Origin of the sequence: Streptomyces globosus, from assembly GCF_003325375.1 — a bacterium.
GTDB lineage: Bacteria > Actinomycetota > Actinomycetes > Streptomycetales > Streptomycetaceae > Streptomyces > Streptomyces globosus_A.
Genome location: NZ_CP030862.1, coordinates 862,621 through 888,090, shown reverse-complemented (window position 1 = coordinate 888,090; position 25,470 = coordinate 862,621). Strand labels below are relative to the sequence as shown.

The window sequence follows — 25,470 nt, the reverse complement described above, 5'->3', positions numbered from 1 at the left end:
GGTCGTTCACGGCTGGTCCTGCTGTTGGAAGGGCGGCAGGACGGGCGGGCTGGCCGAGCTCTTCGTCGGGTCCGGCTTGATCGAGCCGCTCTTGGTCGGGTCCGGCTTGCCGGAGCTCTTGCTCGGGTCGGGGCTCGGCGAGAGCTTGCTCGGGTCGGGGCTCGGCGAGAGCGGGCTGCCGCTCGGCGAGGGGCTCGTCGAGCTGGGCGAGTTCGACGGGGAGCTGCTGCGGGACGGGGTCTGGACGGCGCCCATCTCCGCCTCGGAGAGGTCGAACTTCGCGGTGTTCACGCCCTTGAGGGCGGCCAGCGTGTACGCCTTCCAGATGTCGGCGGGGAAGCTGGAGCCGCCGGCGCGGCCGCCGCCCGCGGTACCGGTGAGGGTGACCTGCTTGCCGGTGCCCGGCTCCTCGCCGAACATCGCGACGACGGTGACGAGTTCGGGGGTGTACGCGGTGAACCAGGCGGACACGTTGGACTCGGTGGTACCGGTCTTGCCGGCGGCCTCGTACGCGGAGCTCTTGACGGCCTTGCCGGAGCCGTCGTTGACGACGCCGGTGAGGACCTTGGTCACGGTGTCGGCGGTCTCGCGGGTGATCGCCTGGCTGCCGACGGCCTCGACCTTCTGGAACTCGCGGATGCTGTGCTTGGCGCTCTTGATGATCGAGGGGGTGACCCTCTTGCCGTGGTTGTCGAGGGTGGCGTAGACGGCGGCCATCTCGACGGTGTTGGCGCTCATCGTGCCGAGCGACATGGCCGGCTTGTCCTCGGGCCAGCCCTCGCGGTCCTTCATGCCGAGCTGGATCGCGGTCTTCTTCGCGTTCTGCGGCTTCACGTCGACGATCATCTGGGCGTAGACGGAGTTCACCGAGTAGTTGGTGGCCTCCTGCACCGTCATCATCGGGTCGCCGTAGTTCTTGTTGTCCTGGTTCTGCGGGTTGAACGGGATCTTGCTGCCGACGACGGGGCGCTTGCTGGTGCCGTCGTAGAGCGCGTTCGGGGTGATCGGCTTCTTGTCCTGGGTGACGGCCTTGGTCTCCAGGGCGGACGCCAGCACGACCGGCTTGAACGTCGAGCCCGGCTGGTAGTCGGTGCGCAGCGCGTTGCTCGCCCAGTGGTCGGCCATGCCGGTGCCGCCGTACATGGCGACGATGGCGCCGGTCTTGGGGTCGACGGAGGTGGCGCCGGCCTGGACGGAGGCGTCGACGGGGCGGTCCTTGCGGTTGAGCTTGGACTCCAGCTCGTCGTCGACGGCCTTCTCCAGTGCGGCCTGCTTCTTGGGGTCGATGTTGAGGACGATCTCCCAGCCGCCGGCCTGGAGTTCGGCCGCGCTCATGTTGGTCTGGCGGCGCAGTTCGGCGTCCGCGGCCTGCTTCAGGTAGCCCTTCTGGCCTTCGAGGCCGGGGGCGGGCTTGGGCTTGATCGGCTCCTGGAACTTCAGGGTCTCGCGCTTGGCCTGGTCCAGCGCGCCCATCTCGACCATGTTGTCGAGGACGCCGTTGAAGCGGATCATGACGAGCTTCTTGCCGCGCTCGCTCGCGGTGGCCCAGTCGTAGTCGCTGGGGGCCTGGAGGAGGGCCGCCAGGTAGGCGCCCTGCTCCAGGGTGAGCTTGCTGGAGTCGACGCCGTAGTAGGCCCGGGAGGCGGCCTGGATGCCGTACGCGCCGCGGCCGAAGTAGCTGGTGTTCAGGTAGCCGGCGAGGATGTCCGGCTTCTCCATGCGCTGGTCGACCTTGAGGGAGATCACCAGCTCCTTCACCTTGCGCGTCGGCGTCTGGTCCTGCGTCAGGTAGAAGTTCTTGACGTACTGCTGGGTGATCGTCGAGCCGCCTGCCTTGCCGCGGCCGGTGACCGTGTTGAACAGGCCTCGGGCGACGCCCATGAAGTCGACGCCCCGGTCCTGGTAGAAGGACTTGTTCTCGATGGCGATGAAGGCGTTCTGGACCTCCTCGGGCACCTTGTCGAGGGTGACGATCTCGCGGTTCATCTTGCCCTCGCGGGCCATGACGGTGCCGTCGGCGTACTTGTAGGTGTTGCTCTGGAGGGTCGCCTCGGCGTTGGGGTCGGGCTCCTCCACGTAGAAGTAGAGGCCGACGAGCGCTGCCATGCCCAGCAGCATCAACCCGAAGAAGGTCCCGAGGACCTTCTTCCAGGTGAAGAAGCGGCGTATACCGGTCCGCTTGCCGGCGCGCCCCTTTCCGTCCGCGCGCCCGCGCGGCGACCGCCGCGCGCTGCGCTGCTGCTGCGCCCTACGCGCATCTGCTCGGCCCATCGCTCCCGCTCCGCTCGAATTCCCCCCCGACGTCAGCTCTGAAAGCTAACACCGGAGGTTGTGACAAAGGTTTGCCAAGCCTGACCAATTTCGGTCAATTCGGACGTGAGAATCAGCACCCACATCAAGGGAACCGACGCGCACCGGCCGCCCAGGGTTGCGGAAACCGCAAAAAGTGATATCACTTTGCTAGGCCCACGGGGGGCCGCCACCGAAGCGAACGGGGCATACCATGACAAAGACCACAGAGGCCGGGACCGGCATCCGCGAGTTCCCGGCGCGCAGCGTCGGCGGCGGGCTGGCCCTGCTGGCGGGCCTGGCGGGGGTCGCGGGCGGCGTCTGCCTCATCGCCCTCGGGGCGGAGGGGGACGGGACCACCGCCCAACCGGCCCTGGTGGCAGGGGGGATCATCCTGGTACTGCTGGCCGTGCTGGCGATGTGCGGGCTGAACACGGTGGCCCCGGGCGAGGCCCGCGTGGTCCAGCTCTTCGGCCGCTACCGCGGCACCGTCCGCACCGACGGCCTGCGCTGGGTGAACCCGCTGACCTCGCGGAAGAAGATCTCCACCCGCGTGCGCAACCACGAGACGGCCGTCCTGAAGGTCAACGACGCCTACGGCAACCCCATCGAACTGGCCGCGGTCGTCGTCTGGCGGGTCGAGGACACCGCGCGCGCCGTCTTCGAGGTGGACGACTTCACCGAGTTCGTGGAGACGCAGACCGAGGCGGCCGTCCGGCACATCGCGATCGAGTACCCCTACGACGCCCACGACGAGGGCGGCCTCTCCCTGCGCGGCAACGCCGAGGAGATCACCGAGAAGCTCGCCGCCGAACTGCACAACCGGGTCGAGGCGGCCGGCGTGCACATCGTCGAGTCCCGCTTCACCCACCTCGCGTACGCTCCGGAGATCGCCTCGGCGATGCTCCAGCGCCAGCAGGCCGGCGCGGTCGTCGCGGCCCGCAAGCAGATCGTCGAGGGCGCCGTGGGCATGGTCGAGCTGGCCCTGAACCGCCTGACGGAGGAGGACATCGTGGAACTGGACCCCGAGCGCAAGGCCGCCATGGTCTCGAACCTGATGGTGGTGCTCTGCGGCGACCGCGCGGCCCAGCCCATCGTGAACACGGGGACGCTCTACCAGTGAGCGGCGCCGGGCGCGGCGGGGAGCGGGCGGCCGGGCAGCGGGCGGCAGCCGGCCGCGCCGCCCGCAAGCAGGTGCTGCTGCGCCTCGACCCCCAGGTGTACGAGGCCCTCGCCCGCTGGGCGGGCGAGGAACTGCGCAGCGCCAACGCGCAGATCGAGTTCCTGCTGCGGCGCGCCCTGGCCGAGACGGGGCGGCTGCCGGGCAGCGCCGCCCCCATCCCGCCGCGCGGCCGGCCGCCCCGCTCCTCCCCCGGCCCCTGACCTGCCGTCAGCCCGTACGGGGAGTGCGGCCCAGCAGGACGAAGCCCTGCTCCCGGGCCGCCGTCCGGTAGCCCGCAGCCCGGTCCCGGGCGAGCGCGAGGGCTTCGTCGCGGGCGCTCAGCGGCCAGCGCAGGTGCGGCGCGACCTGGGTGTCCACCAGGATCCACTCCGGGTCGGGCCGGCCGGCCGGCCACCCGTACAGGCTGACGCTCGTCCGGTTCGCCAGGTGTGGCACGAGCCCGTCGGAGGCCTGGACCCGCGCGCCGTCGGGGATCCGCGCCATCATCCGGTGGGCGGCCGCGATCCGCGGGTCGGCCCGCCACATGTCCGGATCGGCCAGCCTGCCCAGCGAGGACCCGGGGAGCAGCAGCAGGCAGACGCCCGCCGCGCCGGCCAGGGCCCGGTGCAGGCCCGCGCCGGCCGTGCCGCGCCGCTCCAGGGCGTGGACGAACGCCGCGAAGACGACCGGCATCGCCGTGAGGGAGTAGTGGTAGCCGGTGCCCCAGTGCGGCGCGTAGTCCGACAGGCCCCGCCACAGCAGCGTCGGCACCGCGACCAGCAGCAGCGGCGAGCGCAGGGCGAGGAAGAGGGTCGGGGCGAGGAGCAGCACCAGCGTCACCGCCTTCTCCCCGGGGGTGGCGAGCCCGAGCGTCGCCTTGTACAGCAGCGCCGCGAAGCCGCCGCCCGCGCCGTCGGATCCGCCGAGGAACCCGGCGTAGAAGTACTCCCCGCGCGGGTTGAGGGCGGGCAGGACGACGAGCACGGCGAGCAGGGTCCAGGCCGCGCCCGCGGCGGCGGTGGCGAGCCCGAGCCGCCGCCGGCCCGGCCCGCCGCGCCAGGCGATCAGCAGGCCGATGGCGGCGACCGTGGCGCCCATGTCCTCCTTCACCAGCAGCAGCGGCAGCGCCCACAGCGCGGCGGCGCGCAGCCGGTCCTGGCCGAGGGCCGCCAGCGAGCACGCCAGGAGCGGGACGGCGAAGGCCCATTCGTGGAAGTCGAAGCCGACCGCGTTCGCGACGCCCCAGGACAGCCCGTAGGCCAGGCCGACGACGGCGGCCGCCGCGCCGCCGAGCACCCGCCGCGCCCACAGCGCGAGCGGCAGGACACTCGCCGCGACCAGGGCGGCCTGCGCGACGAGCAGCGTCCGCGCCGACGGGAACAGCAGGTAGGCGGGGGCCAGCAGGGCGAGGACCGGGGAGAAGTGGTCGCCGAGGACGGGGAAGCCGGGTCCCTTGACCTCGGAGACCGGCAGGCGGCCCTCCGCGTACGAGCGGACGGCCTGCTCGAAGATCGCCAGGTCGAAGCTGTGGGACAGCAGCCGCTCGTGGGTGCGCAGCGAGAGCGTGGCGTAGGCGAGGAAGAGCCCCGAGACGAGGGCCCACATCCACAGCGGCGGGGGCCCGCCCCGGCCGGCGGCCGGCGGGCCTCCGGCGGGCTGCGGGCCCGCCCGGTCCGGCGTACCGGACTGCTGCGGCGGGAGCGCGGCGGTGTCTGCGGGGGGTGCGTGCATGGCGCGCCTTTCGGGGAGCAGGACCGGACCGGTGCCCCTCAACGTGCCAGCCGGCCCGCGGGCCGCGGCCGAGCCGCCGCGCCCGCCGCGCGGGGTCCCCACGAATGGCCGCACGCTCTCCCCCGCGCCGGCTAGCGGCCGGAGCAGCACCCCCTATTCGGCGGGCCAGACCGGCAGCGGGCGGACCGCCTCGCGCAGGGCGGCGGCGACGGCCCGGAACTCCTCCTGGCGGGCCGTGCCGGTCCGCATCGCGAGGGCGATCCGCCGGGAGGGGGCCGGCTCGGCGAAGCAGCCGGTGGCCAGGTGCTCGTTGCGGGCGGTCTCCAGGCGCAGCGCGGTGCGCGGCAACAGGGTGACGCCCAGTCCCCCGGCGACCAGTTGTACGAGGGTGGAGAGCCCGGCGGCGGTCGTGGTGACGTCGGCCCCGTCGGTCCGCCCGGCCTCGCGGCAGATGTCGAGGGCCTGGTCGCGCAGGCAGTGGCCCTCGTCCAGCAGGAGCAGCTGGAGGCCGCGCAGCTCCTCGCGGGGGATGTCGCGGCGCCCGGCGAGGGGGTGCTCGCGGGGGGCGAGGAGGACGAAGTCCTCGTCGAAGAGGGGCAGTTCGGTGACGCCGGGGACGCCCAGCGGGACGGCGAGCAGCAGCAGGTCCAGGCGGCCGGCGGCCAGGCCGTCGAGGAGGGAGGAGGTCTGCTCCTCGTGGACCTGGAGGTCCATGCGGGGGTAGCGCCGGTGGAACAGCGACAGGACGGTCGGCAGCAGGTAGGGGGCGACGGTGGGGATCACGCCGAGGCGCAGGGTCCCGGTGAAGGGGGCGCGTACGGCCTCGGCCTCCTCCAGGAGCTCGCCCATGGCGTCGAGGACGGAGCGGGCGCGGGCGGCGATGCGCTCGCCGGCCGGGGAGAGGAGCACCTTGCGGGTGGTGCGCTCCAGGAGCTGGACGCCGAGGGCCTCCTCCAGCGCGGAGACGGCGCCGGAGAGGGCGGGCTGGCTCATGCCGATGGCGGCGGCCGCGTCGCGGAAGTGCAGGTGCTCGGCGACGGCGGCGAAGGCGCGCAGCTGCGCGAGCGTCGCCTGCTTGGTCCCCTTATTACTGACCGCCACTGATAGGTACCTCCGATCACCCGGCACAAGACTAGCTATTTCTGCAATCAATGCAGCTGTGTCAGCATGTGAGATACGTCCAACCCCCTCGGAAGACGCCCAGAAAGGGCGTTTTTCCTGCTGCAAGGAGAGCACGTGCTCACTGTCGGTGACAAGTTCCCCACCTACGATCTGACCGCCTGCGTCTCGCTCGAGGCCGGCAAGGAGTTCGCGCAGATCGACCACAAGACCTACGAGGGCAAGTGGCGCGTGGTGTTCTTCTGGCCGAAGGACTTCACCTTCGTCTGCCCGACCGAGATCGCCGCCTTCGGCAAGCTGAACGACGAGTTCGCCGACCGCGACGCCCAGGTCCTCGGCGTCTCCGGCGACTCCGAGTTCGTCCACCACGCCTGGCGCAAGGACCACGCCGACCTGCGCGACCTGCCCTTCCCGATGCTGGCCGACTCCAAGCACGAGCTGATGCAGGCCTGCGGCGTGCAGGGTGCGGACGGCTTCGCGCAGCGCGCCGTCTTCATCGTCGACCAGAACAACGAGATCCAGTTCTCCATGGTGACCGCCGGCTCCGTCGGCCGTAACCCCAAGGAGGTCCTGCGGGTCCTCGACGCCCTGCAGACGGACGAGCTGTGCCCCTGCAACTGGACCAAGGGCGAGGACACCCTCGACGCGGGCGCCCTCCTGGCCGGTGAGTGACGGATGTCCCTCGACTCCCTGAAGGCCTCGATACCGGACTTCGCCAAGGACCTGAAGCTCAACCTGGGCTCGGTCATCGGCAACAGCGGCCTTCCGCAGCAGCAGCTGTGGGGCACGGTCCTGTCCTGCGCCATCGCCGCCCGCTCCCCGCGCGTCCTGCGTGAACTGGAGCCGGAGGCGAAGGCCGCCCTGTCGCCCGAGGCGTACACGGCCGCCAAGTCGGCCGCGGCCGTCATGGCGATGAACAACGTCTTCTACCGCACCCGCCACCTGCTCTCCGACCCGGAGTACGGCACGCTGCGGGCCGGCCTGCGGATGAACGTCATCGGCAACCCGGGCGTGGAGAAGGTCGACTTCGAGCTGTGGTCGCTCGCGGTCTCCGCGATCAACGGCTGCGGCCAGTGCCTCGACTCGCACGAGCAGGTGCTGCGCAAGGCCGGCGTCGACCGCGAGACGATCCAGGAGGCCTTCAAGATCGCCTCGGTGATCCAGGCCGTCGCGGTCACCCTCGACGCGGAGGCCGCCCTCGCCGCCGAGTAGCAGCCGCCCCGCGCAGGGAGACCCGTGCAGGGAGAGGGGCCCCGCAGCCGTCCGCCGGCTGCGGGGCCCCTGGCGTTCGGGAGCTACTTCCGCAGGCCGCCCATCAGGGCGCGCATGTCCTCAATCATCGCGGCCTTGACGGCGTCCTCGTCGGGCCCGGGTGTGCCGCCTCTCTTGTCGACGTCCCCCAGCCAGGTCACGGACAGCGTGAACACCGCCCCGCCGTCGAGGACCCGGAGCCTCGGCCCGCTGATGAACGCGGGCGCCTCCACCATCAGCGCCCGTTCCCCGAGCCCCGGCACCTCGGCCGCCTCCGCGGCCGCCGCCGCCGACAGCGCCTCCGGGAACAGGCCGCTGCCCTGGCCGAACTCGACCGCCGGGTCCGCCTTCTTGTGCAGTTCGACCAGGACCTGCATCTGGTACGAGGTGCCGCCCTCCTCCCACTCCGTGAAGTACTCGCAGTGCGCCCAGTCCACGGCCGGGCCCTCCCGGTGGCTGGGGTGGCGGGTCATCACGGGCGCGGTCGCCTTCACCAGCGTGTCCAGGCCCGTCTCCCGGCACAGGTTCTCCGCGTGCCGGTACGCGATGCGGGGCGTCGTGGCGTAGCGGTCGCGCAGCTCCGGCACGGCCGCCCACCCCGCCGACGCGAGCACGGCCCCGGCCAGCGCCCACGCCCACGGCCCGCGCGGACGGCGTACGGCAGCCCGGTCGCCCTCCTCCGGCGGGGCCTGCGCGGGCCGCCCCGCCTGCCCGGCCGGCCGGTCCGCGCCCCACTCGCCTTCGAGCTCAGGCTCGCTGATCACTGCCGGCCTCCGGGGCGGCCTGCTCCGCTGCCGTCGCCCCCTGCGGCCCCGGGCCGATCGCGGCGGCCGCGAGCAGGTGCTGCTCGCGCGAGTACGCCTTCAGGTAGCCGACGACCGTGTTGGTGACCGCGACCAGCGGGACCGCGACGACCGCCCCGCCGATCCCGGCGACCATGCCGCCCGCCGCCACCGACAGCACCACCGCGAGCGGGTGGACCCGTACGGCCCGGCCCAGGATGAACGGCTGGAGGACGTGCCCCTCGATCTGCTGGACGGCCAGCACCACGGCCAGCACCAGCAGGGCGGTGACCGGGCCCTGCGTCACCAGGGCCACGACGACCGCGAGCGCCCCGGAGACGACCGCGCCGACGAGCGGGATGAAGGCGAAGAGGAAGATGAACACCGCGAGCGGCACCGCCATCGGCACCTTCAGGACGTAGAGGCCCAGGCCGATGAAGATGGCGTCGATGAGCGCGACGAGGACCGTGCCCCGCACGTAAGCGGTCAGCGTCCGCCAGGCGCGCGGTCCGGCTCCGGCCACGCCGGGGCGGGCGGCCGCCGGGACCAGGCCCAGGGACCAGGTCCAGATCCGGCCGCCGTCGTAGAGCAGGAACAGCGTCGAGAACATCGCGAGGAGGATCCCGGTCAGCACCTCCACCAGGACGGTGACGCCCTGGAGGCCGGCGGAGGTGATCTGCTCGGTGTTGGTGCCGATGGTCTCGCTGAGGTTCTTGGCAATGTCGTTGATCTGCTTCTCGGTCACGTGGAACGGACTGTCCAGCGCCCAGAGTTTGAGCTCGTCGATGCCGTCGCGGACCCGGTCCGAGAGGTCGTCCAGGTTCTCCATGACCTGCCAGACCACGAACCAGCCGACGAGCCCGATGACGACGAAGCCCAGGACCGCGGTGACCGACGTCGCGAGGCCGCGCGGCAGGCCGAGCCGGCGCAGCCGGACGACGAACGGCTGGAGGAGCGCGGTGACGAGCAGGGCCGCGGCGAACGCGAGGACGACCAGCCGGACTTCGCTGATCACCTTCATCAGCACCCACAGCATCCCGGCGAGCAGCAGCAGCCGCCAGCTCACCTCGGCGGCGACCCGCATCCCCCACGGGATCACCGCCGCGGGGTGGGGCCGCCCGTCCGGGCCGGGGCGGACCGGGTGGCCGCAGTGAGCGGCGGGAGCGTCCGGCACGGCGGCGGGCGCGGGCGGCACGGCGGGGGCGGCGGCAGGGGCGGGGGCGGCGACCGTCTCGACACCGGCGGTCTCGGCCTCCACGGACGCGCGCCGCGCTTCGAGCCGCGCCTCCATCCGGCTCAGTCTGCTCCCGAGCCGGCCCAGCCAGCCTGGCCTCTTCGCCATGTCGTTCCTCTCCCCCGTCCTCGGACACGCCTCGAACGACCGTACACGCGGGAGCCCCGCACCGTTGGACGGTGCGGGGCTCCCCGGGGTCCGGGCGTACGCGCCCTGCTGCGGGCTCTAGTACCAGCCGTTGGCCTGGTGGAAGGTCCAGGCCGCGCAGGGGCTGCCGTAGCGGCCGTTCATGTAGTTGAGGCCCCACTGGATCTGGGTGGCCGGGTTGGTGCGCCAGTCGTCGGCGACCGAGGACATCTTCGACCCCGGGAGCGCCTGGACCAGGCCGTAGGCACCCGAGGACGGGTTCACGGCCTTGTAGTTCCAGGTGGACTCCTGGTTGATGATGTTGGAGAAGCACTGGAACTGGCCGGCCGGGACGATCTGCCGGGCGATCTCCTTGACCTGCGCCACGGTGTAGGAGCTCTGCGGTGCGAAGTCCGAGGCGCTGCGGGTCGCGGAGCGGCTCGCGGCCTGCTCCTTCTCCTCGCGCTCCTTCTTCGCCTTCTCGTCCGCGGCCTTCTGCGCCTCGGCCTTCTTCGCCTTGGCGTCCTCGGCTGCCTGGAGGCGGGCGGCCTCCTCGGCGGAGCGGCGGGCGTCGGCGTCGGCGCCCTGGGCGAGGGAGTCGGCCTGCTGCGCCAGGGATCCGCTCTGGATCTGGGCCTGCTCGCCGACCGGGATGTCGGTGAGGAGCGTCGCCCCGGACGCGGTGGTCTCGAGATCGTTCGAGGCGGGGTCGCCTGCGGCGACGCCCACGACGGCGCCGACGGTGGTGACCGCGGTGGCCGAGGCCACTGCGAACCCCCGGACCGAGATCCGGCTCACACGATGTCCTTCCAGCAGCGTCCGCGTGACCGGGCGGGCGCAAGAGTGCCCCTTGACGCTGGCCTCCGTGGAGCTTCGGTCACTGGAGGCGCGGACCCGTGGGCAACTCCCCTGCGGGGGCTGCCGCGTGATGCTCGGGCGGCATACGGCGGAACGACTGTGGAGTTGTGGTGCTGCGCGCGCACCTCACAGGAGGTACGGCTGTGCCGTATGCGGGGCCTGACGGAAAACAGACTCTGCCGGACCCCGACGCCGCAAGGCAATTCCGCGTTGCGTGGGAAAGGTCACACCTGCCGTACCGCTGCTGTTTCGTACGAAGGGCTGTGCAGCGGGGCGCCGCCCGGCTAGGCTCCTGTGCCTTTGCCGGGCGGCGCCAACTCCGCCAGCCGCTATGGGTGTTTTGCCCCGCGGTGTCTTACAGGGTCTCCAGCATCTCCGTGACGAGGGCGGCGATCGGGGAGCGCTCCGAGCGGGTGAGCGTGACGTGCGCGAAGAGCGGATGGCCCTTCAGTTTCTCGACGACGGCGACGACTCCGTCGTACCGGCCGACCCGCAGGTTGTCCCGCTGCGCCACGTCGTGGGTGAGGACGACCCGCGAGTTGGCCCCGATCCGGGACAGAACGGTCAGCAGCACGTTCCGTTCGAGGGACTGCGCCTCGTCCACGATGACGAACGCGTCGTGCAGGGAGCGGCCGCGGATGTGCGTGAGCGGCAGGACCTCCAGCATCCCGCGGTTCAGCACCTCCTCGATGACCTCCCGCCCGGCCACCGCCGAGAGGGTGTCGAAGACCGCCTGCGCCCAGGGGCTCATCTTCTCGGACTGGTCGCCGGGCAGGTATCCGAGTTCCTGCCCGCCGACCGCGTACAGCGGCCGGAAGACCATCACCTTCCGGTGCTGGCGGCGCTCCAGCACCGCCTCCAGGCCCGCGCACAGCGCCAGCGCCGACTTGCCGGTGCCGGCGCGGCCGCCCATGGAGATGATGCCGACCTCGGGGTCGAGCAGCAGGTCGAGGGCGACGCGCTGCTCGGCGCTGCGGCCGTGCAGCCCGAAGGCCTCCCGGTCGCCGCGCACGAGGCGGACGCTGCCGTCGGCGGTGATGCGGCCGAGCGCCTTGCCGCGCTCGGACTGGAGGATGAGCCCGGTGTGCACGGGCAGTTCGGCGGCCTCGGGGACGTACAGGCGCTCTTCGGAGTAGAGGAGGTCGACCTGTTCGCCGGAGAGGGCGAGCTCGCTCATGCCGGTCCAGCCGCCGTCGGTGATGGCGAGCTCGGCGCGGTACTCCTCGGCGAGCAGCCCCACGGAGGAGGCCTTGATGCGCAGCGGGAGGTCCTTCGAGACGACCGTGACGTCGTAGCCCTCGGCCTGGAGGTTCCGGGCGACCGCGAGGATCCGCGAGTCGTTGTCCCCCAGCCGGAAGCCGGCCGGGAGGACGCCGGGGTCGGAGTGGTTGAGTTCGACGCGCAGCGTGCCGCCCAGCTCTCCGACGGGGAGGGGGGCGTCGAGGCGGCCGTTGCGGACGCGGAAGTCGTCCAGCAGGCGCAGGGCCTGGCGGGCGAAGTAGCCGAGCTCCGGATGGTGGCGCTTGGCCTCCAGCTCGGTGATCACGACGATCGGGAGCACGACCTCGTGCTCGTCGAATCGCGTGACCGCGTTGGGGTCCGCCAGCAGGACGCTGGTGTCGAGGACGTAGGTCCGCCTGTCGGGCAGGCGGCGCTTTGTGCTGGTCACCACGGAAGGACGTACCCCCTCGGAAGAGGTCGGGCCATGAAGACCGGACCGGTCGTCGGCACCCCTGCGAGGGCCGAATTCCGGCCCTCCCGTTCCGTCCGTGCGAGCCGCACGCGCGTCCTGGTGCAAAGGGCCTCCCGGGCGGACGACCCCGTGCCGTCCGCTGAGACTCGACACCCGTGGATCGGGCGTCGACCTGAAAGGGGTATTCCCCGAACCGCCTCGGCCATGCCTTGGCATATGACGGACGCTCGGTGAACCCCAGGTGAAAGCCTCGCGGCGGACGGCGGGGGCGCAGGGGGGCGTAAGGGGGCGTCAGGAGCCCCCGGCCTCAGACCCCGTAGCGGCGGTGGCGGGCTGCGTAGTCGCGCAGCGCGCGCAGGAAGTCGACCTTGCGGAAGGCCGGCCAGAAGACCTCGCAGAAGTAGTACTCGGAGTGGGCGCTCTGCCACAGCATGAATCCGGACAGGCGCTGCTCGCCGCTGGTGCGGATGACGAGGTCGGGGTCGGGCTGGCCGCGGGTGTAGAGGTGCTCGGCGATGTGGTCGACGTCGAGGACCTCGGCGAGCTCCGCGATGGTGGTGCCCTTCTCGGCGTGCTCCAGGAGCAGCGAGCGGACGGCGTCGGTGATCTCCTGGCGGCCGCCGTAGCCTACGGCGACGTTGACCAGTATCCCGTCGATGTCGCGGGTGGCCTGCTCGGCCTCCTTGAGCACGGACTGGGTCTGCGCGGGGAGGATGTCGAGGTTGCCGACGTGGTGGACGCGCCACCGGCCGTCGGCGGCGAGGCCGAGGACGGTGTTCTCGATGATCTGGAGGAGCGGGCGGAGCTCGACCTCCGGCCGGTCGAGGTTGTCCGTGGAGAGCATCCACAGGGTGACGACCTCGACGTCGGTCTCGGTGCACCAGCCGAGCATTTCGGAGATCTTGTCGGCCCCCGCCTGGTGGCCCTGCTCCGTCGTGCCGCCGGACGCCTTCGCCCAGCGCCTGTTGCCGTCCAGGATCACGCCGATGTGCTTGGGCGACGCGGCATGGTCGAGGCGGCCTTCCACCCGGCGTGCGTACAGCCTGTACACCAGGTCGCGCAGCTTCACGATCTTCCAGCCCCTCCGTGCAGTGCCCCCGTGCGAAATGCGGTCCCTCCCCCGGGCCGCCACATTACTGCGCGGCGGGATCGGGTACCCAACTCGGTCTGTCACAGGTCCGTGATAGGGAGGACATCGTGACTGATACCAATCCCTATCGGGCAGAGCCGACGCGCTACGACGCCATGGAGTACCGGCGCACGGGCCGCAGCGGCCTCAAGCTCCCCGCGATCTCCCTCGGCCTCTGGCACAACTTCGGCGACGACAAGTCCCTGGAGACCCAGCGGGCGATCCTCCGCCGGGCCTTCGACCTCGGGGTGACCCACTTCGACCTGGCGAACAACTACGGCCCGCCGCCCGGCTCGGCCGAACTGAACTTCGGCAAGATCCTTTCCCAGGACTTCGCCCCCTACCGGGACGAGCTGGTCATCTCGACCAAGGCCGGCTACTACATGCACCCCGGCCCGTACGGCGAGTGGGGCAGCCGCAAGTACCTGCTGAACTCGCTGGACGCCTCGCTGAAGCGGATGGGCACCGACCACGTCGACATCTTCTACTCCCACCGCTTCGATCCGCAGACGCCGCTGGAGGAGACCATGGGCGCCCTGGCGTCCGCGGTGCACCAGGGCAAGGCGCTGTACGCCGGCGTCTCCTCCTACACCGCGGAGCAGACGGCGGAGGCGGCGCGGATCCTGCGCGGCATGGGCGTGCCGGCGCTGATCCACCAGCCCTCGTACTCCATGATCAACCGCTGGACGGAGGAGGACGGCCTGCTCGACACCCTGGAGGCGGCGGGGATGGGCTGCATCGCCTTCGCGCCGCTCGCCCAGGGCCTCCTGACGGGCAAGTACCTCCAGGGCATCCCGGAGGGCTCGCGCGCCTCGCAGGGCAAGTCCCTCGACCCGGGCCTGCTCTCGGAGGACGTGCTGCGGCGGCTGCAGGGCCTGGCGGGCATCGCGGACCGGCGCGGGCAGTCGCTGGCGCAGCTGGCGCTGACGTGGGTGCTGCGGGACGAGCGGATGACCTCGGCGCTGATCGGCGCGTCGAGCGTCCGGCAGCTGGAGGAGAACGTGGCCGCGCTGGCCGGTGCGCCTCTGACGCGGGAGGAGCTGGCGGAGATCGACTCCTTCGCGGTCTCCACGCCCGGTACGAACATCTGGGCCCAGCGCGGCTGACCTGCACTTTTCCGGCGGGGGGCGGTCGCGGGGCCGGAAAAGGAAAACGGGCCGGTCCGTGGGGGGGATACGGACCGGCCCGAGGGGGGGGTTCCACCATAACCCTTCGTAAAGCGTGATGCGTGCATCGGCGCCCGACGATTACGCTCCGAAACCGCCCAGCAGCAATCCGGTGAGGGCTCCGGCCGCCATGAAGGGCCCGAAGGGGAAGGCCTGCTTCCGCCCGTTCGGGCTGCGCAGGACCAGGAAGAGGCCGTACAGGGCGCCGTAGAGGAAGCCCAGGAAGGCTCCGAAGAGCCATACCCCCCACCCGTACCACCCAAGAGCGATGCCCAGGGCGAGCGCCAGCTTGACGTCCCCGAAGCCCATCCCGGCCGGGTTGATCAGGAACAGCAGCAGGTACGCCGCCCCCAGCGCGGCCCCGCCCAGCAGGGCGAGCCGCCAGGAGCCGGCGGCGCCCGGCGCGAGGGCGGCGGCTCCCAGCCCGGCCGCGGCGGCCGCGGCGAGCGGCAGGGTCAGCAGGTCGGGCAGCCGGTGCACGGCGAGGTCGACGAGGGCCAGCAGGACGAGGACGGGCGCCAGCCCCGCGAAGACGGCGGCCTCCGGCCGCGGGCCGGCCGCGGCGGCGAGCGCGGCGCAGACGGCGCCAGCGACCAGCGCGGTGGTCCCGCTGCGCGCCCCGTAGCGCAGCCCGCACTCCCCCGCGGCGGCGGATCCGGCGGGGCGGCCGGGGCAGCGGGCGGGGCCGAGCCGCCCGCGCAGCGGGTGCCCCTGCGGGCAGTGGGTGCGCCAGGGGGCGCCGGGCTCGACGGAGAGCCGGTACGCGGCGCGCGGCAGCAGCCACCCGGCGGCCGCCCCGTACCCGGCGGCAACGATGATCACGACCACGCCCACCCGCCCGAAGGTAGGCCCCGCCTCCCGCGCCGGGCATGGGCCCGTGGACCCAACCGGCGGCCCGGCGGGCCGGTCTACTGTGGCGGCATGGCGGGCGGGCGGCAGTGGGCGGACGGCGGGGCGGAGCTGCGGATCGGCGCCGGGGGCGTGCGGGTGCCGCTGGAGGTGGCGGCGTCCTGGCGGGCCCGGACGCGCGGGCTGCTGGGCCGCGACGGGATCGCGGGCGGGCTGCTCCTGACCCCTGCGGGCAGTGTGCACACCTTCGGGATGCGGTTCGCGATCGACGTGGCCTACCTGGACCGGGACCTGCGGGTGCTCGCACTGGACTCGATGGCGCCGGGCCGGCTGGGGCTGCCGCGGCTGCGCTCCCGGCACGTCCTGGAGGCGGAGGCGGGCGCCATGGCGGCCTGGGGGCTGGCGGTCGGCACGCGGGTGGCGGTGGTGCAGCCGGGGCCTGCCGCGCCCGGGTAGCCGCCCCCGCGGACGCCCGGCCCGGGGTGGGACGCGGCCTCGGCCGGCGGTAGGTTGGGGCGGTTGGGCTGGGGTGTCAGGGGAGCGGCATGACGGAGAACGTGCGCGTGAAGGCGCTGGAGCAGATCATGCCGGCGACGCACGGCGCCGACGAGGACATCGACTGGCGGGCCGCGGAAACCCTCTGGAACACCCGCTTCCCCGCGGATTTCGTGGCGTTCATGGGCCGTTTCGGCGCGGGCTCCATCAACGGCGAGGCGAGCATCCTGCCGCCGCTGCCCCAGCACGGACCGCAGTGGGACCCGCCGGGCATGGCCGAGGAGACCGGGAACGCCCGGCAGTTGTGGCGGGACGCGGGCGGCCGGGCCGCGCTGGACGCCGACCCGGACACGATCATCGCCTGGGGGGTCACGGGCGGTTCGGACATCCTGTGCTGGCTGGCCCGCGATCCGGATCCGGACCGGTGGCCCGTCCTGGTCGTCGGACGGCACACCGCGGAGCCGTTCGCGGTGTACCCGTACGGGATGGCCGAGTTCCTCTACCGGCTGTGCTCGGACGAGTTCGACGTGAGCCCCGTCGGGCTGACCTTCTGGGACGGCGGGCACCTGAGCTTCGTCCACTGGCGCAAGGCGCAGCGCCGCTGGCAGGAGGGCCGCAATCCGGAGACCGGCGACCCCGACCCGTACGCCGGCGAGTTCGGCCCCTGACCGCGCCGCCCGCGGCGCCCCCGGCGCCGGCGGCCTGATCCGCTCCCCCGCAGCACCCGAATGCCGTTTCCGGCCGCACCGGCCGGAAACGGGCTTTCCGCATTTCTACGCGCGTCCGGACAATCGGGCCGCCAGCGGAATATACGAGCCGTAAAAGCCGCGCTTGGAGCAATGGACACAAGTTCCGCCCCCATGGGGCCAATCCGCCCGGCTCGGGGCAGAATTCCGGCCGTCGGGCCACCGGCGGACACCCCGGTCCGGAGCCCCCGCAAGCAGCGACGGAACTCGGAAGAATTCAGGGAAGAACACCGGTGCAACGAAGAACTTTCGGCGCGGGCGCGGCAGCAGTCGTGCTCGGACTCCTGGCCCCGCTCGCCGGATGCGGATCCGGCGCCGGCTCCGACAGCGGCACGATCCGCCTGGTCGCCGCGGAATACGGCGGGGACAAGGCCACCAGCTCAAGGCCCTTCTGGGACCGGGTGGCGAAGGAGTTCACCGCCGCACATCCCGGCACCGCGGTGGAGGTTCGGCTTCTCCCGTGGGCGGATGTCGACCGCGAGGTGTCGCGGATGGTGAAGGAGGGAAAGGCGCCGGACATCGCCCTCATGGGCTCCTATTCGGATTTCGCGGCGGACGGCCGGCTGTATTCCGCGGACGAAATCCTCCCCGTGGCCTCAGAGGCGAACTTCCTCGCGCCGCTCGCCGAGGCCGGCTCGATCGGGAACACCCTGTACGGCCTGCCGTGGGTGGCGAGCAGCCGGCTGCTCTTCTACAACGAGGCCCTGTTCAGGCAGGCGGGCCTGACGACCGCCTCGGGGGCGCCGGCCGCCCCGAAGACCTGGTCGGAGCTGAGGAACGCGGCGAAGGCCCTCAAGAGCAAGGGCGTGAAATTCCCGTACGCCATGCCGCTCGGCCCGGAGGAGGCGCACGCCGAGGCGATGATCTGGGAGCTGAGCAACGGCGGCGGCTACTCCGACAGCGCCGGCAACTACAGCCTGGCCTCGGACCGGAACATCGAGACGTTCCGCTGGATCCAGGACAACCTGGTGGGCCCCGGCCTGACGGGCCCGGTGGCGCCGGCCGGGCTCAACCGGGCGGATGCCTTCGCCGCGTTCCTGCGGGGCGAGGTCGGCATGCTCAACGGCTACCCCTCGCTCGCCCACGAGGCCCGCGCCCGGGGCATCGGCGTCGGGGCCGTCGCCATGCCGGTCTCCGACTCGCTGGCCTCCGGGGCGACCCCGCCGACCATGGGCGTCGCCGACTGGATCATGGCGTTCCGGCAGAACGGCAAGCGGGACGCGATCGGCAGGTTCCTGGAGTTCCTCTACCAGGACAGGAACCTGTCGGAGTTCGCGGGCCGCTACCACCTGCTGCCGTCGACGGTGTCGGCGACGCGGACCCCGGCCGGCGCGATCGACGACAACGACCAGCAGTTCCTGACGGCCCTGAGGGGCGCCCAGCTGTACCCGGTGAACGACCCGGCCTGGGTGGAGGTCAGCGACACCATCAAGCGGAACATAGGCCGGGCCGTCGAGCCGGGCCGCGACCCCAAGGCGGTCCTGGAGGAGATCGCCGCGAAGACGTACCAGGCCAGGAAGAGGAACTGACCGCCGCCCCGGCGGCGGCCCGCCCTCAGTGCCCGCGGTGCTCCGCCGAGAACGCCGTCCGGTGGTTCTCGCAGCTGGAGTTCCACGGCATGGAGCCCCGGAGGGTCCCGTAGCCGGTCCGGGTGACGGACCACTCCACCGTGTACTCGCCGGTGTCGCAGGCGATCCGCTTGCCGCCGGGCACCTTCTCGCGGCCCGTCGCCGGCCGGTCGGCGAGCTCCCGGTGCACCTCGACGGCCGTCCCGCGGGAAGCGGAGCGCACGGTGGCGTGCAGCACGATCGGGTGCCGGCCGTCCTTGGTCGTCACGGCCTTCTTGACCAGCAGCGAGTCCGACACCGCCCAGCCGAAGTCGAACTCCGGCTCCCACGCCAGGGTCTTGGGGTCGCCGGTCCGCCGCTCGTGGTCGGGGGCGGCCGGGTGGCCGGGGCGCGGCACCGTCTTGTACCGGATGCCGGGGTAGAAGCGCAGCTGCGCCTCCACCTTGTGCATCTCGTCCTTGGTCCACAGGGACTTCATCGCCTTGTCGGCGCCGGCCGGGTCCTGGAGGTAGGTGCCCTGCGCGGCGGTGGCGGCCTGGCCGAGGAGCGGCGCGAGGGCCGCCGCGGCGGCGGCGACGGTGAGGGCGGCGGTGCGGGTGCGCTTCATGCCCGGTCCAACGGGGCCCCGCGGCGGCCCGGAACGACGCCCGCCGCCCTTTCACCCGTACGGGAGCCCGCGCGCCCGCGGCGCCGCCGGCGCGCCCGCGGGGGCGGCGCCGCGGGCGGGGACGTGCTACGCCTGGCCGGTCTCGAAGCGGCTGATGCGGTCGCCCTGGACGGTGAAGCGCCAGGCGGTGCGCATCTCGCCCCAGGTGTCGTTGCGGTAGTCGGCGACGAGCCGGCGGCCGCCTTCGGACTCGGACTGGACGTCCATGTGGCCGCCGGAGTCGAAGATCTCGCGGTCGATCCACTCGTGCAGGTCGCGGTCGGTGCCGTCGTCGGACATGGTTGCGTCGGGGGTGAGGAGGGCGAGGAAGGCGTCCCTGTCGTGCGCGTTGACGGCGGCGACGAAGGCGCTGACGACGGGATCGGACAGCTTGGCGGGCGCGATGGCCACGGGGGACCTCCTGGTCGGGCGGGCGCACGGGTGTGCGCAGGATCAGGGAACACCCGGCGGGCGCGGGCGCCGCCGATCCTCACCCGTTCGCCGCCCGGCGGCGTGTCAGGGGGCGGCGTGTGTCAGGGTCCGGCGGGTCAGGGCGTGTCGGGGGCGGTGCGGACGGGGAAGCCGGTGGGGCGGCCCTGCTGCTCCAGCCAGTCGAGGATCTGGCCGAGGGCCTCCACGGTCTGCCGGCGGTCGCCGCCGCCGTCGTGGAGCAGGATGGTCGGACCGTTGCCCAGCTCCCGTTTGACGGTGCCGACGATGGCGGGGGCTCCGGGCTTCCGGAAGTCCTTGGTGTCGATGTTCCAGCCGAGGGGGCGCATTCCGGCGGCGGCGGCGATGCGCCGGCTGTCGGGGGTGAACGCGCCGCCGGGGGCGCGGTAGTACTCGACGCGGGCGACGCCGCCGGCCGCCTCCTCGATGAGCTTCTGCGCGTCGAGGATCTGCTGCTCCTGGTAGGCGACGGGCTTGCGGTCCATGGCCGTGTCGTGGTCCATGGCATGGTTGCAGAGCCGGTGGCCTCCGGCGACGACCTTCTTGACGAGGTCGGGGTGGGCCTTGGCCCGGGGGCCGACCATGCAGAAGACGGCCTTGGCGCCGTGCTGCTCCAGGACGGCGAGGATGCGGGGGGTCCACCGGGGGTCGGGGCCGTCGTCGATGGTGAGGTTGACGGCGCCGGCGCCGCCTTCCGAGGCGTGGGCTATGTCCTCGGGTATGCGCTGTACGGGGGTCTCGGGGCCCTTGGGCCCGCCCTTGGCGCCGTCTTCGGCAGCGCCCTTGGCGCCGTCCTCGGCGGTGCCGGCCGGGCCGGCGGGGTCCGGGCCGGCGAAGGCGGCCACCCCCCACACCGTCATCGCCGCGGCCGTGACCGATGCCGCGACGGCCACCCGCGTGCGCACGCCCGTCCGGCGTACGCGTGCCGTGAATTCCCTGAGGCCCATGAGGCGTCCCCTCCCCGATCGGCGTTCCCGTCGGCCCTTCTGTGGGTCAGGACGTGCACGCCCGTGCGAGGGGTTCCCACCAATGGCCCCAAAAGGCCTGGTAGAGGACCTTGGTCCTTGATCGTACGAAATAAAGTCCTGTCGCCCCGCGGGGCGGCCGGGGCCGGAGGGAAGGGGGCGCCTGCGGCAGGGCCCCGGCCCGCGCGGGGGTCCGCGGGGGCCGGGGCCGGGGTCGTACGGGCTGCCGGGCGGCGGCCGGTCAGCGGGCGACGGGCGCCTGCGGGGCCGCGGCGGGGGCCGACCCGGGGGCGCCGCCCGCGGGATCGGCGGCCGGCGCGGGGCCGGAGCCGCGCAGCGGGACCTCCTTGACGAACCAGGCCGCGGCGAAGCCCAGTACGGCGACGAACGCGCCGAGCAGGAACGCGGAGTGCGTGCCGGCGGCGACCGCGTACTGGTACGCCTCGCGCACCGCCTCCGGCAGCTTCGCCAGGCTTGCCGCGTCGAGCTGCGCGGAGCCGACCGCGCCGGCGGCCTCGGGGCCGAGGCGTTCGGTCATCGCGTCGGTGACCCGGCCGGTGAAGAGGGAGCCCATGAGTGCGACGCCGAACGAGCCGCCGAGGGTGCGGAAGAGGGTGGCCGTCGAGGAGGCGACGCCCATGTCCTTCATCTCGACGCTGTTCTGCGCCACCAGCATGGTGATCTGCATGAGGAAGCCGAGGCCCGCGCCGAGGATGGCCATGTACACGCCGGAGAGGAGGCGGCCGGTGCCGGTGTCCATCTGCGCCAGCAGGTACAGCCCGGCGACCATGAGGGCGCCGCCCGCGATGGGGAACACCTTGTACCTGCCGCTGTTGGTGGTGACGCGCCCCGCGATCAGCGAGACGGCCATCATCGACAGGAGCATGGGCAGGAGCAGCAGGCCGGAGTTGGTGGCGGAGGCCCCCTGCACGGACTGCTGGAAGAGCGGCAGGTAGAGGACGGCGCCGAACATGGCGAAGCCGACGAGGAAGCCGATCACCGACATGAGCGCGAAGTTGCGGCTGCGGAAGATGTGCAGCGGCATGACGGGCTCGGCGGCCCTGGTCTCGGCGAACAGGAACGCGGCCGTGGAGACCGCTCCGACGGCGATCAGGCCGACGATCTCGGCCGAGCCCCAGGCGTACTCGGTGCCGCCCCAGGTGGTGACGAGGACGGTGGAGGTGATGGCGACGGTCAGCAGGGCCGCACCCAGGTAGTCGATCCTGCCCTGGGCCTTCTTCTTCGGCAGGTACAGGACGGCGGTGACCATGGCGAGCGCGACGGCCCCGAGCGGCAGGTTGATGTAGAAGGACCAGCGCCAGCCCATGTGGTCGGTGATGGTGCCGCCGACCAGCGGGCCGCCGATCATGGCGAGGGCCATCACGCCGGCCATCATGCCCTGGTACTTGCCGCGATCGCGGGGCGGGATCAGGTCGCCGATGATCGCCATGACGCCGACCATCAGGCCGCCGGCGCCCAGGCCCTGGACGGCGCGGAAGCCGATCAGCTGGCCCATGTCCTGGGCCATGCCGCTGAGCGCGGAGCCGATCAGGAAGATCACGATGGAGACGAGGAAGGAGCCCTTGCGCCCGTACATGTCGCCGAGCTTGCCCCAGATGGGGGTGGAGGCGGCGGTGGCCAGCGTGTAGGCGGTGACCACCCATGACAGGTGCTCCAGGCCGCCGAGCTCGCCGACGATCGTCGGCATCGCCGTGCCGATGATCATGTTGTCGAGCATGGCCAGCAGCATGGCGATCATCAGCGCCATGAGGACGACCCGGACGCTGCGCGGCTTCACCCCCTCCGCCGCCGCCCCGGCCTCTGTGGCATTGTCGACCATGATCCGCTCCCCGTTGCATGCCGGTTGCCGGACGGCAGTCCCGCGGCCCGCTCCTGCGTGCACGCGGTGTACTTACTTGCCGACCGGCTAGTTCACTACACTGGGGAAGGTAAGCCCGCCACTAGCCGGGCGTCAAGCAAGCAGGGTGGGGAGAGGCATGTCCAGCAGCAGTCCGCAGGGGCGTCGAGGCAACACCCGCCAGCGCATCCAGGACGTCGCGCTGGAGCTCTTCGCCGAGCAGGGGTACGAGAAGACGTCGCTGCGTGAGATCGCGGAGCGGCTGGAGGTCACGAAGGCGGCGCTGTACTACCACTTCAAGACCAAGGAAGACATCATCATCAGCGTCTTCGACGACGTCACCCGCCCGATCGACGAGCTGATCGAGTGGGCGCAGCAGCAGCCGCGCACCCTGGAGACCAAGCGGGAGGTGCTGCGCCGCTACAGCGAGGCCATGGCGGCGGGCGCGCAGCTGTACCGCTTCATGCAGGAGAACCAGGCGACGATGCGGGAGCTGAGCATCGGCGAGACGGTCAAGCGCCGCCTGTTCACCCTGGTCGAGCTGCTCCGCAACGACGACGGCCCGCTGACGGACCAGGTCCGCTGCGTCAGCGCCCTCTTCACCCTGCACGCGGGGATGATGTTCCTCCAGCACGTGGAGGGCGACCCGGAGGAGACCCGGGTCGCGGCCCTGGAGGTCGCCACGGACCTCATCACCCGCGCCCACCACGCGTCCTGACGGGCCGTACGGCGGCGTAGCCGCGGGCTCGGCCGCCAGCTCGGGCGGCGCCGGCCTGTGGGAAGCCGCCCGCAGGCCGGCGCCGCGGTACGTACCGGGATCCGGCCGACCCGGGCACTGGCCGCAGCCCCCGGCACTCTGGGACGGCAAGCGAGCGCGAACCGGTACGGCCCACGGTGCGTACTACGGCGATGCCGGGAAGACCGCCGGACCGAAGCGCACCGGGGCATGCCAGGGCTGCGTACCGACCACCCAGGCCACGTTCAGCACGCCCTGCTTGTCCACGGCGAGCGCGGTCAGCAGATCGCGCGCCTGGTTCGCCATGGCGACGGGGGCTCCGGGCGGGAAGACCGCCGGGCCGAACCGCACCGGGGCGTGCCACGGCTGCGTACCCACCACCCACGCCACATTCAGCGCGCCCTGCTCGTCCACCGCCAGTGCGGTCAGCAGGCTGGGCTGCTGCTTGGCCATGGCCACCGGCGCACCGGGCGGGAAGACCGCCGGACCGAACCGCACCGGGGCGTGCCACGGCTGCGTACCGACCACCCACGCCACATTCAGAAAGCCCTCCCTGTCCACCGCGAGCGCGGTCAACAGGTTGTCGTTCTGCTTCGCCATCGCCACCGGCGCACCCGGCGGGAAGACCGCCGGACCGAACCGCACCGGCGCATGCCACGGCTGCGTACCGACCACCCAGGCCACGTTCAGCGCGCCCTGCTTGTCCACGGCGAGCGCGGTCAGCAGATCGCGCGCCTGGTTCGCCATGGCGACGGGGGCTCCGGGCGGGAAGACCGCCGGACCGAACCGCACCGGCGCATGCCACGGCTGCGTACCCACCACCCACGCCACATTCAGAAAGCCCTCCCTGTCCACCGCGAGCGCGGTCAACAGGTTGTCGTTCTGCTTCGCCATCGCCACCGGCGCACCCGGCGGGAAGACCGCCGGGCCGAACCGCACCGGCGCATGCCACGGCTGCGTACCCACCACCCACGCCACATTCAGAAAGCCCTCCCTGTCCACCGCGAGCGCGGTCAACAGGTTGTCGTTCTGCTTCGCCATCGCCACCGGCGCACCCGGCGGGAAGACCGCCGGACCGAACCGCACCGGCGCATGCCACGGCTGCGTACCCACCACCCACGCCACATTCAGAAAGCCCTCCCTGTCCACCGCGAGCGCGGTCAACAGGTTGTCGTTCTGCTTCGCCATCGCCGGACGCGCTCCGGAGAAGGCGGTGGACGGCTGCTGGGGCGGCGGGACCGGGGCACCGCCGGGTGGGATGGCCTGCTGCCCGCCGATGTTGCCTGCCGCGAGGTACCGGCAGACCAGGATCCAGCCGGTTGCGCCGCTGTCCCCCACCGGCACGCCTTCCTTCACCCCGCAGCCGACCTTGGTGGTGGGCGACGCCGGGTTCATCCACACGATCTGCGAGTAGTGCCCCCACGCCTTGTAGTTGGTTCCGGCGGCCGCGCCGCTGTTGACCGGGGCGTTGTTGTCGGCGTCGAACGCGGGCTTCTCCGCCATCCAGCTGAAGGAGACCGACGGGTCGAAGGCAACCAGGGGGCGTGCCGGCCCCGGCGAGGAGTTGAGCAGGTTCTCCCCCTGGTTGCCGTTGGTGGCGCGGCTGCTGTGGTGGAGCCCGCCGCCCGCGCTCGAGGCGGGATCGTCGGCCCATGCCTGCGCGTCGCAGGCGACCTTGGCGTCCCAGACCACGGGGGTCGCGGTGAGGCCGGGGTTGTACTTCCGGGCGGCGTCGCGGCGCGCGTCGTTGTGGGCCCGGACGATCGCAGCGGCATCGGCGTCGTTGATCTGCGAGCCCGTACCGGGCGGAGGGTCGGAGGACGGGCAGGTCTCGCCCCTGGCCTGGACGGCACCGGCGGTGCCGGCCGTGCCGGCCACGGGGCCAAGGGCCGGATCCCCCTGCCCGAAGGCGGGCGGCGACGCCGGACCCATCATGATCAGACCGCAGGCGAGTGCAGCCGCTGTTGCGAAAGAGTTCGGTTTCATCGGGCACCTCTGAACTCCGGTGGAGGTCTCCGGTCACCGGGCGCAGGTCACCGCGCTTCCAGGTGATGAGACCACCGTCGCCCGTTCGGCGTACATCGGCCGCCCGGCGAGAACGTCATTGCGCCACTCGGGTGAATTCGGCGCAGAGGATGTGCCGACCTTCTGCGGCATGCCCCCGCACCCTCCCGCGCCCTCCCCTGTCGAGGCGCACTCAGTGCAGGCGCCGGTCCGCCTCGCGGATCGGGACGTCGTTGATGCTGGCCTCGCGGCGGGACATCAGGCCGTTGGCGTCGAACTCCCACTGCTCGTTGCCGTGGCTGCGCCACCAGCGGCCGTCGGCGTCGTGCCACTCGTACTCGAAGCGGACGGAGATCCGGTGGCCCGTGTACGCCCACAGCTCCTTGCGGAGCCGGTAGTCGAGCTCTCGACTCCACTTGTCCGCGAGGAAGGCGCGGATCTCGGCGCGGCCGGTGAGGAAGCGGTCGCGGTTGCGCCAGACGGAGTCCTCCGTGTAGGCGAGGGCGACCCGCTCGGGGTCGCGGCTGTTCCAGGCGTCCTCGGCGGCCTGCACCTTTGCGCGCGCGGACTCCTCGGTGAAGGGCGGCAGGGGCGGGCGGACGGCGTCGGTCAC

24 protein-coding genes are annotated in these 25,470 nt (G+C 72.4%); 9 read left to right on the top strand and 15 right to left on the bottom strand.

Annotated elements, in window-relative coordinates:
* Positions 1-6: 6 nt before the first annotated feature.
* On the bottom strand, positions 7-2,271 hold the full coding sequence (locus C0216_RS04270; RefSeq protein ID WP_114053960.1) for a transglycosylase domain-containing protein: 2,265 nt from the start codon (positions 2,269-2,271) through the stop codon (positions 7-9).
* Between the two features lie 232 nt (positions 2,272-2,503).
* Here C0216_RS04270 and C0216_RS04265 point away from each other — a divergent pair, with 232 nt between their 5' ends.
* Together C0216_RS04265 and C0216_RS04260 are read left to right on the top strand one after the other, a co-directional pair.
* Positions 2,504-3,412 (top strand): SPFH domain-containing protein, encoded by a 909-nt coding sequence (locus C0216_RS04265; protein ID WP_114053959.1) that lies wholly within the window; start codon positions 2,504-2,506, stop codon positions 3,410-3,412.
* Positions 3,409-3,672: a hypothetical protein gene (locus tag C0216_RS04260; protein ID WP_114053958.1), complete on the top strand. Its 264-nt coding sequence runs from the start codon at positions 3,409-3,411 to the stop codon at positions 3,670-3,672. Before C0216_RS04265 ends, C0216_RS04260 begins: the two co-directional genes overlap by 4 nt.
* A 7-nt stretch (positions 3,673-3,679) precedes the next feature.
* On the opposite strand, the gene C0216_RS04255 is transcribed toward C0216_RS04260, so the two are convergent.
* Both C0216_RS04255 and C0216_RS04250 read right to left on the bottom strand, forming a co-directional pair.
* On the bottom strand, positions 3,680-5,182 hold the full coding sequence (locus C0216_RS04255) for a DUF2079 domain-containing protein (RefSeq protein WP_114053957.1): 1,503 nt from the start codon (positions 5,180-5,182) through the stop codon (positions 3,680-3,682).
* 153 nt (positions 5,183-5,335) lie between these two features.
* Entirely contained in the window at positions 5,336-6,283 is a 948-nt protein-coding gene (locus C0216_RS04250) for a hydrogen peroxide-inducible genes activator (protein WP_114053956.1), read from the bottom strand.
* 135 nt (positions 6,284-6,418) lie between these two features.
* On the opposite strand from C0216_RS04250, the gene C0216_RS04245 reads away from it, so the two are divergent.
* Together C0216_RS04245 and C0216_RS04240 are read left to right on the top strand one after the other, a co-directional pair.
* Positions 6,419-6,973: a peroxiredoxin gene (locus C0216_RS04245; protein WP_114053955.1), complete on the top strand. Its 555-nt coding sequence runs from the start codon at positions 6,419-6,421 to the stop codon at positions 6,971-6,973.
* A 3-nt stretch (positions 6,974-6,976) separates the two neighbouring features.
* Entirely contained in the window at positions 6,977-7,513 is a 537-nt protein-coding gene (locus C0216_RS04240) for an alkyl hydroperoxide reductase (RefSeq protein ID WP_114053954.1), read from the top strand.
* A gap of 83 nt (positions 7,514-7,596) precedes the next feature.
* Here C0216_RS04240 and C0216_RS04235 read toward each other — a convergent pair whose 3' ends face one another.
* The 5 genes from C0216_RS04235 to C0216_RS04215 form a co-directional block, all read right to left on the bottom strand.
* Positions 7,597-8,316, bottom strand: a complete 720-nt coding sequence (locus C0216_RS04235) for a hypothetical protein (protein WP_114053953.1) — start codon at positions 8,314-8,316, stop codon at positions 7,597-7,599.
* A complete protein-coding gene (locus C0216_RS04230) occupies positions 8,300-9,676 on the bottom strand; it encodes an AI-2E family transporter (protein WP_114053952.1) in 1,377 nt (458 codons plus the stop codon). The genes C0216_RS04235 and C0216_RS04230 overlap by 17 nt, the downstream gene beginning before the upstream one ends.
* Before the next feature lie 117 nt (positions 9,677-9,793).
* On the bottom strand, positions 9,794-10,492 hold the full coding sequence (locus C0216_RS04225; protein WP_246042319.1) for a transglycosylase SLT domain-containing protein: 699 nt from the start codon (positions 10,490-10,492) through the stop codon (positions 9,794-9,796).
* Between the two features lie 415 nt (positions 10,493-10,907).
* On the bottom strand, positions 10,908-12,224 hold the full coding sequence (locus C0216_RS04220) for a PhoH family protein (protein ID WP_114053950.1): 1,317 nt from the start codon (positions 12,222-12,224) through the stop codon (positions 10,908-10,910).
* 328 nt (positions 12,225-12,552) lie between these two features.
* Positions 12,553-13,314 (bottom strand): isoprenyl transferase, encoded by a 762-nt coding sequence (locus tag C0216_RS04215; protein ID WP_114053949.1) that lies wholly within the window; start codon positions 13,312-13,314, stop codon positions 12,553-12,555.
* Positions 13,315-13,442: 128 nt separating this feature from the next.
* Here C0216_RS04215 and mgrA point away from each other — a divergent pair, with 128 nt between their 5' ends.
* Positions 13,443-14,480 (top strand): L-glyceraldehyde 3-phosphate reductase, encoded by a 1,038-nt coding sequence (mgrA, locus tag C0216_RS04210; RefSeq protein ID WP_114053948.1) that lies wholly within the window; start codon positions 13,443-13,445, stop codon positions 14,478-14,480.
* Between the two features lie 141 nt (positions 14,481-14,621).
* Here the strand turns inward: mgrA and C0216_RS04205 are convergent, their stop codons facing one another.
* The gene (locus C0216_RS04205; RefSeq protein ID WP_114053947.1) at positions 14,622-15,374 is read right to left on the bottom strand and encodes a prepilin peptidase; all 753 of its coding nucleotides are present in this window, start codon (positions 15,372-15,374) and stop codon (positions 14,622-14,624) included.
* Positions 15,375-15,461: 87 nt separating this feature from the next.
* Here C0216_RS04205 and C0216_RS04200 point away from each other — a divergent pair, with 87 nt between their 5' ends.
* The 3 genes from C0216_RS04200 to C0216_RS04190 all read left to right on the top strand — a co-directional run bounded on the left by C0216_RS04200 (position 15,462) and on the right by C0216_RS04190 (position 18,159).
* Positions 15,462-15,845, top strand: coding sequence for a DUF192 domain-containing protein (locus tag C0216_RS04200; protein WP_114053946.1), 384 nt, complete (start codon positions 15,462-15,464; stop codon positions 15,843-15,845).
* 89 nt (positions 15,846-15,934) lie between these two features.
* Positions 15,935-16,552 (top strand): SMI1/KNR4 family protein, encoded by a 618-nt coding sequence (locus C0216_RS04195; RefSeq protein ID WP_114053945.1) that lies wholly within the window; start codon positions 15,935-15,937, stop codon positions 16,550-16,552.
* Positions 16,553-16,863: 311 nt separating this feature from the next.
* Positions 16,864-18,159, top strand: a complete 1,296-nt coding sequence (locus C0216_RS04190; protein WP_114053944.1) for an extracellular solute-binding protein — start codon at positions 16,864-16,866, stop codon at positions 18,157-18,159.
* 25 nt (positions 18,160-18,184) lie between these two features.
* Here the strand turns inward: C0216_RS04190 and C0216_RS04185 are convergent, their stop codons facing one another.
* The 4 genes from C0216_RS04185 to C0216_RS04170 form a co-directional block, all read right to left on the bottom strand.
* Entirely contained in the window at positions 18,185-18,805 is a 621-nt protein-coding gene (locus tag C0216_RS04185; protein ID WP_114053943.1) for a hypothetical protein, read from the bottom strand.
* A 126-nt stretch (positions 18,806-18,931) separates the two neighbouring features.
* A complete protein-coding gene (locus C0216_RS04180) occupies positions 18,932-19,255 on the bottom strand; it encodes a nuclear transport factor 2 family protein (RefSeq protein ID WP_114053942.1) in 324 nt (107 codons plus the stop codon).
* A gap of 137 nt (positions 19,256-19,392) precedes the next feature.
* Positions 19,393-20,241: a polysaccharide deacetylase family protein gene (locus tag C0216_RS04175; RefSeq protein WP_246042316.1), complete on the bottom strand. Its 849-nt coding sequence runs from the start codon at positions 20,239-20,241 to the stop codon at positions 19,393-19,395.
* A gap of 259 nt (positions 20,242-20,500) precedes the next feature.
* A complete protein-coding gene (locus C0216_RS04170; protein WP_114053941.1) occupies positions 20,501-22,099 on the bottom strand; it encodes an MDR family MFS transporter in 1,599 nt (532 codons plus the stop codon).
* A 157-nt stretch (positions 22,100-22,256) separates the two neighbouring features.
* Here C0216_RS04170 and C0216_RS04165 point away from each other — a divergent pair, with 157 nt between their 5' ends.
* A complete protein-coding gene (locus C0216_RS04165; RefSeq protein WP_114053940.1) occupies positions 22,257-22,835 on the top strand; it encodes a TetR/AcrR family transcriptional regulator in 579 nt (192 codons plus the stop codon).
* Between the two features lie 183 nt (positions 22,836-23,018).
* On the opposite strand, the gene C0216_RS04160 is transcribed toward C0216_RS04165, so the two are convergent.
* Both C0216_RS04160 and C0216_RS04155 read right to left on the bottom strand, forming a co-directional pair.
* Positions 23,019-24,839 carry a CAP domain-containing protein gene (locus tag C0216_RS04160; protein WP_114053939.1) on the bottom strand — a complete coding sequence of 607 codons (1,821 nt, stop codon included), beginning with the start codon at positions 24,837-24,839 and terminating at the stop codon, positions 23,019-23,021.
* Positions 24,840-25,050: 211 nt separating this feature from the next.
* Positions 25,051-25,470, bottom strand: a complete 420-nt coding sequence (locus tag C0216_RS04155; protein ID WP_114053938.1) for a nuclear transport factor 2 family protein — start codon at positions 25,468-25,470, stop codon at positions 25,051-25,053.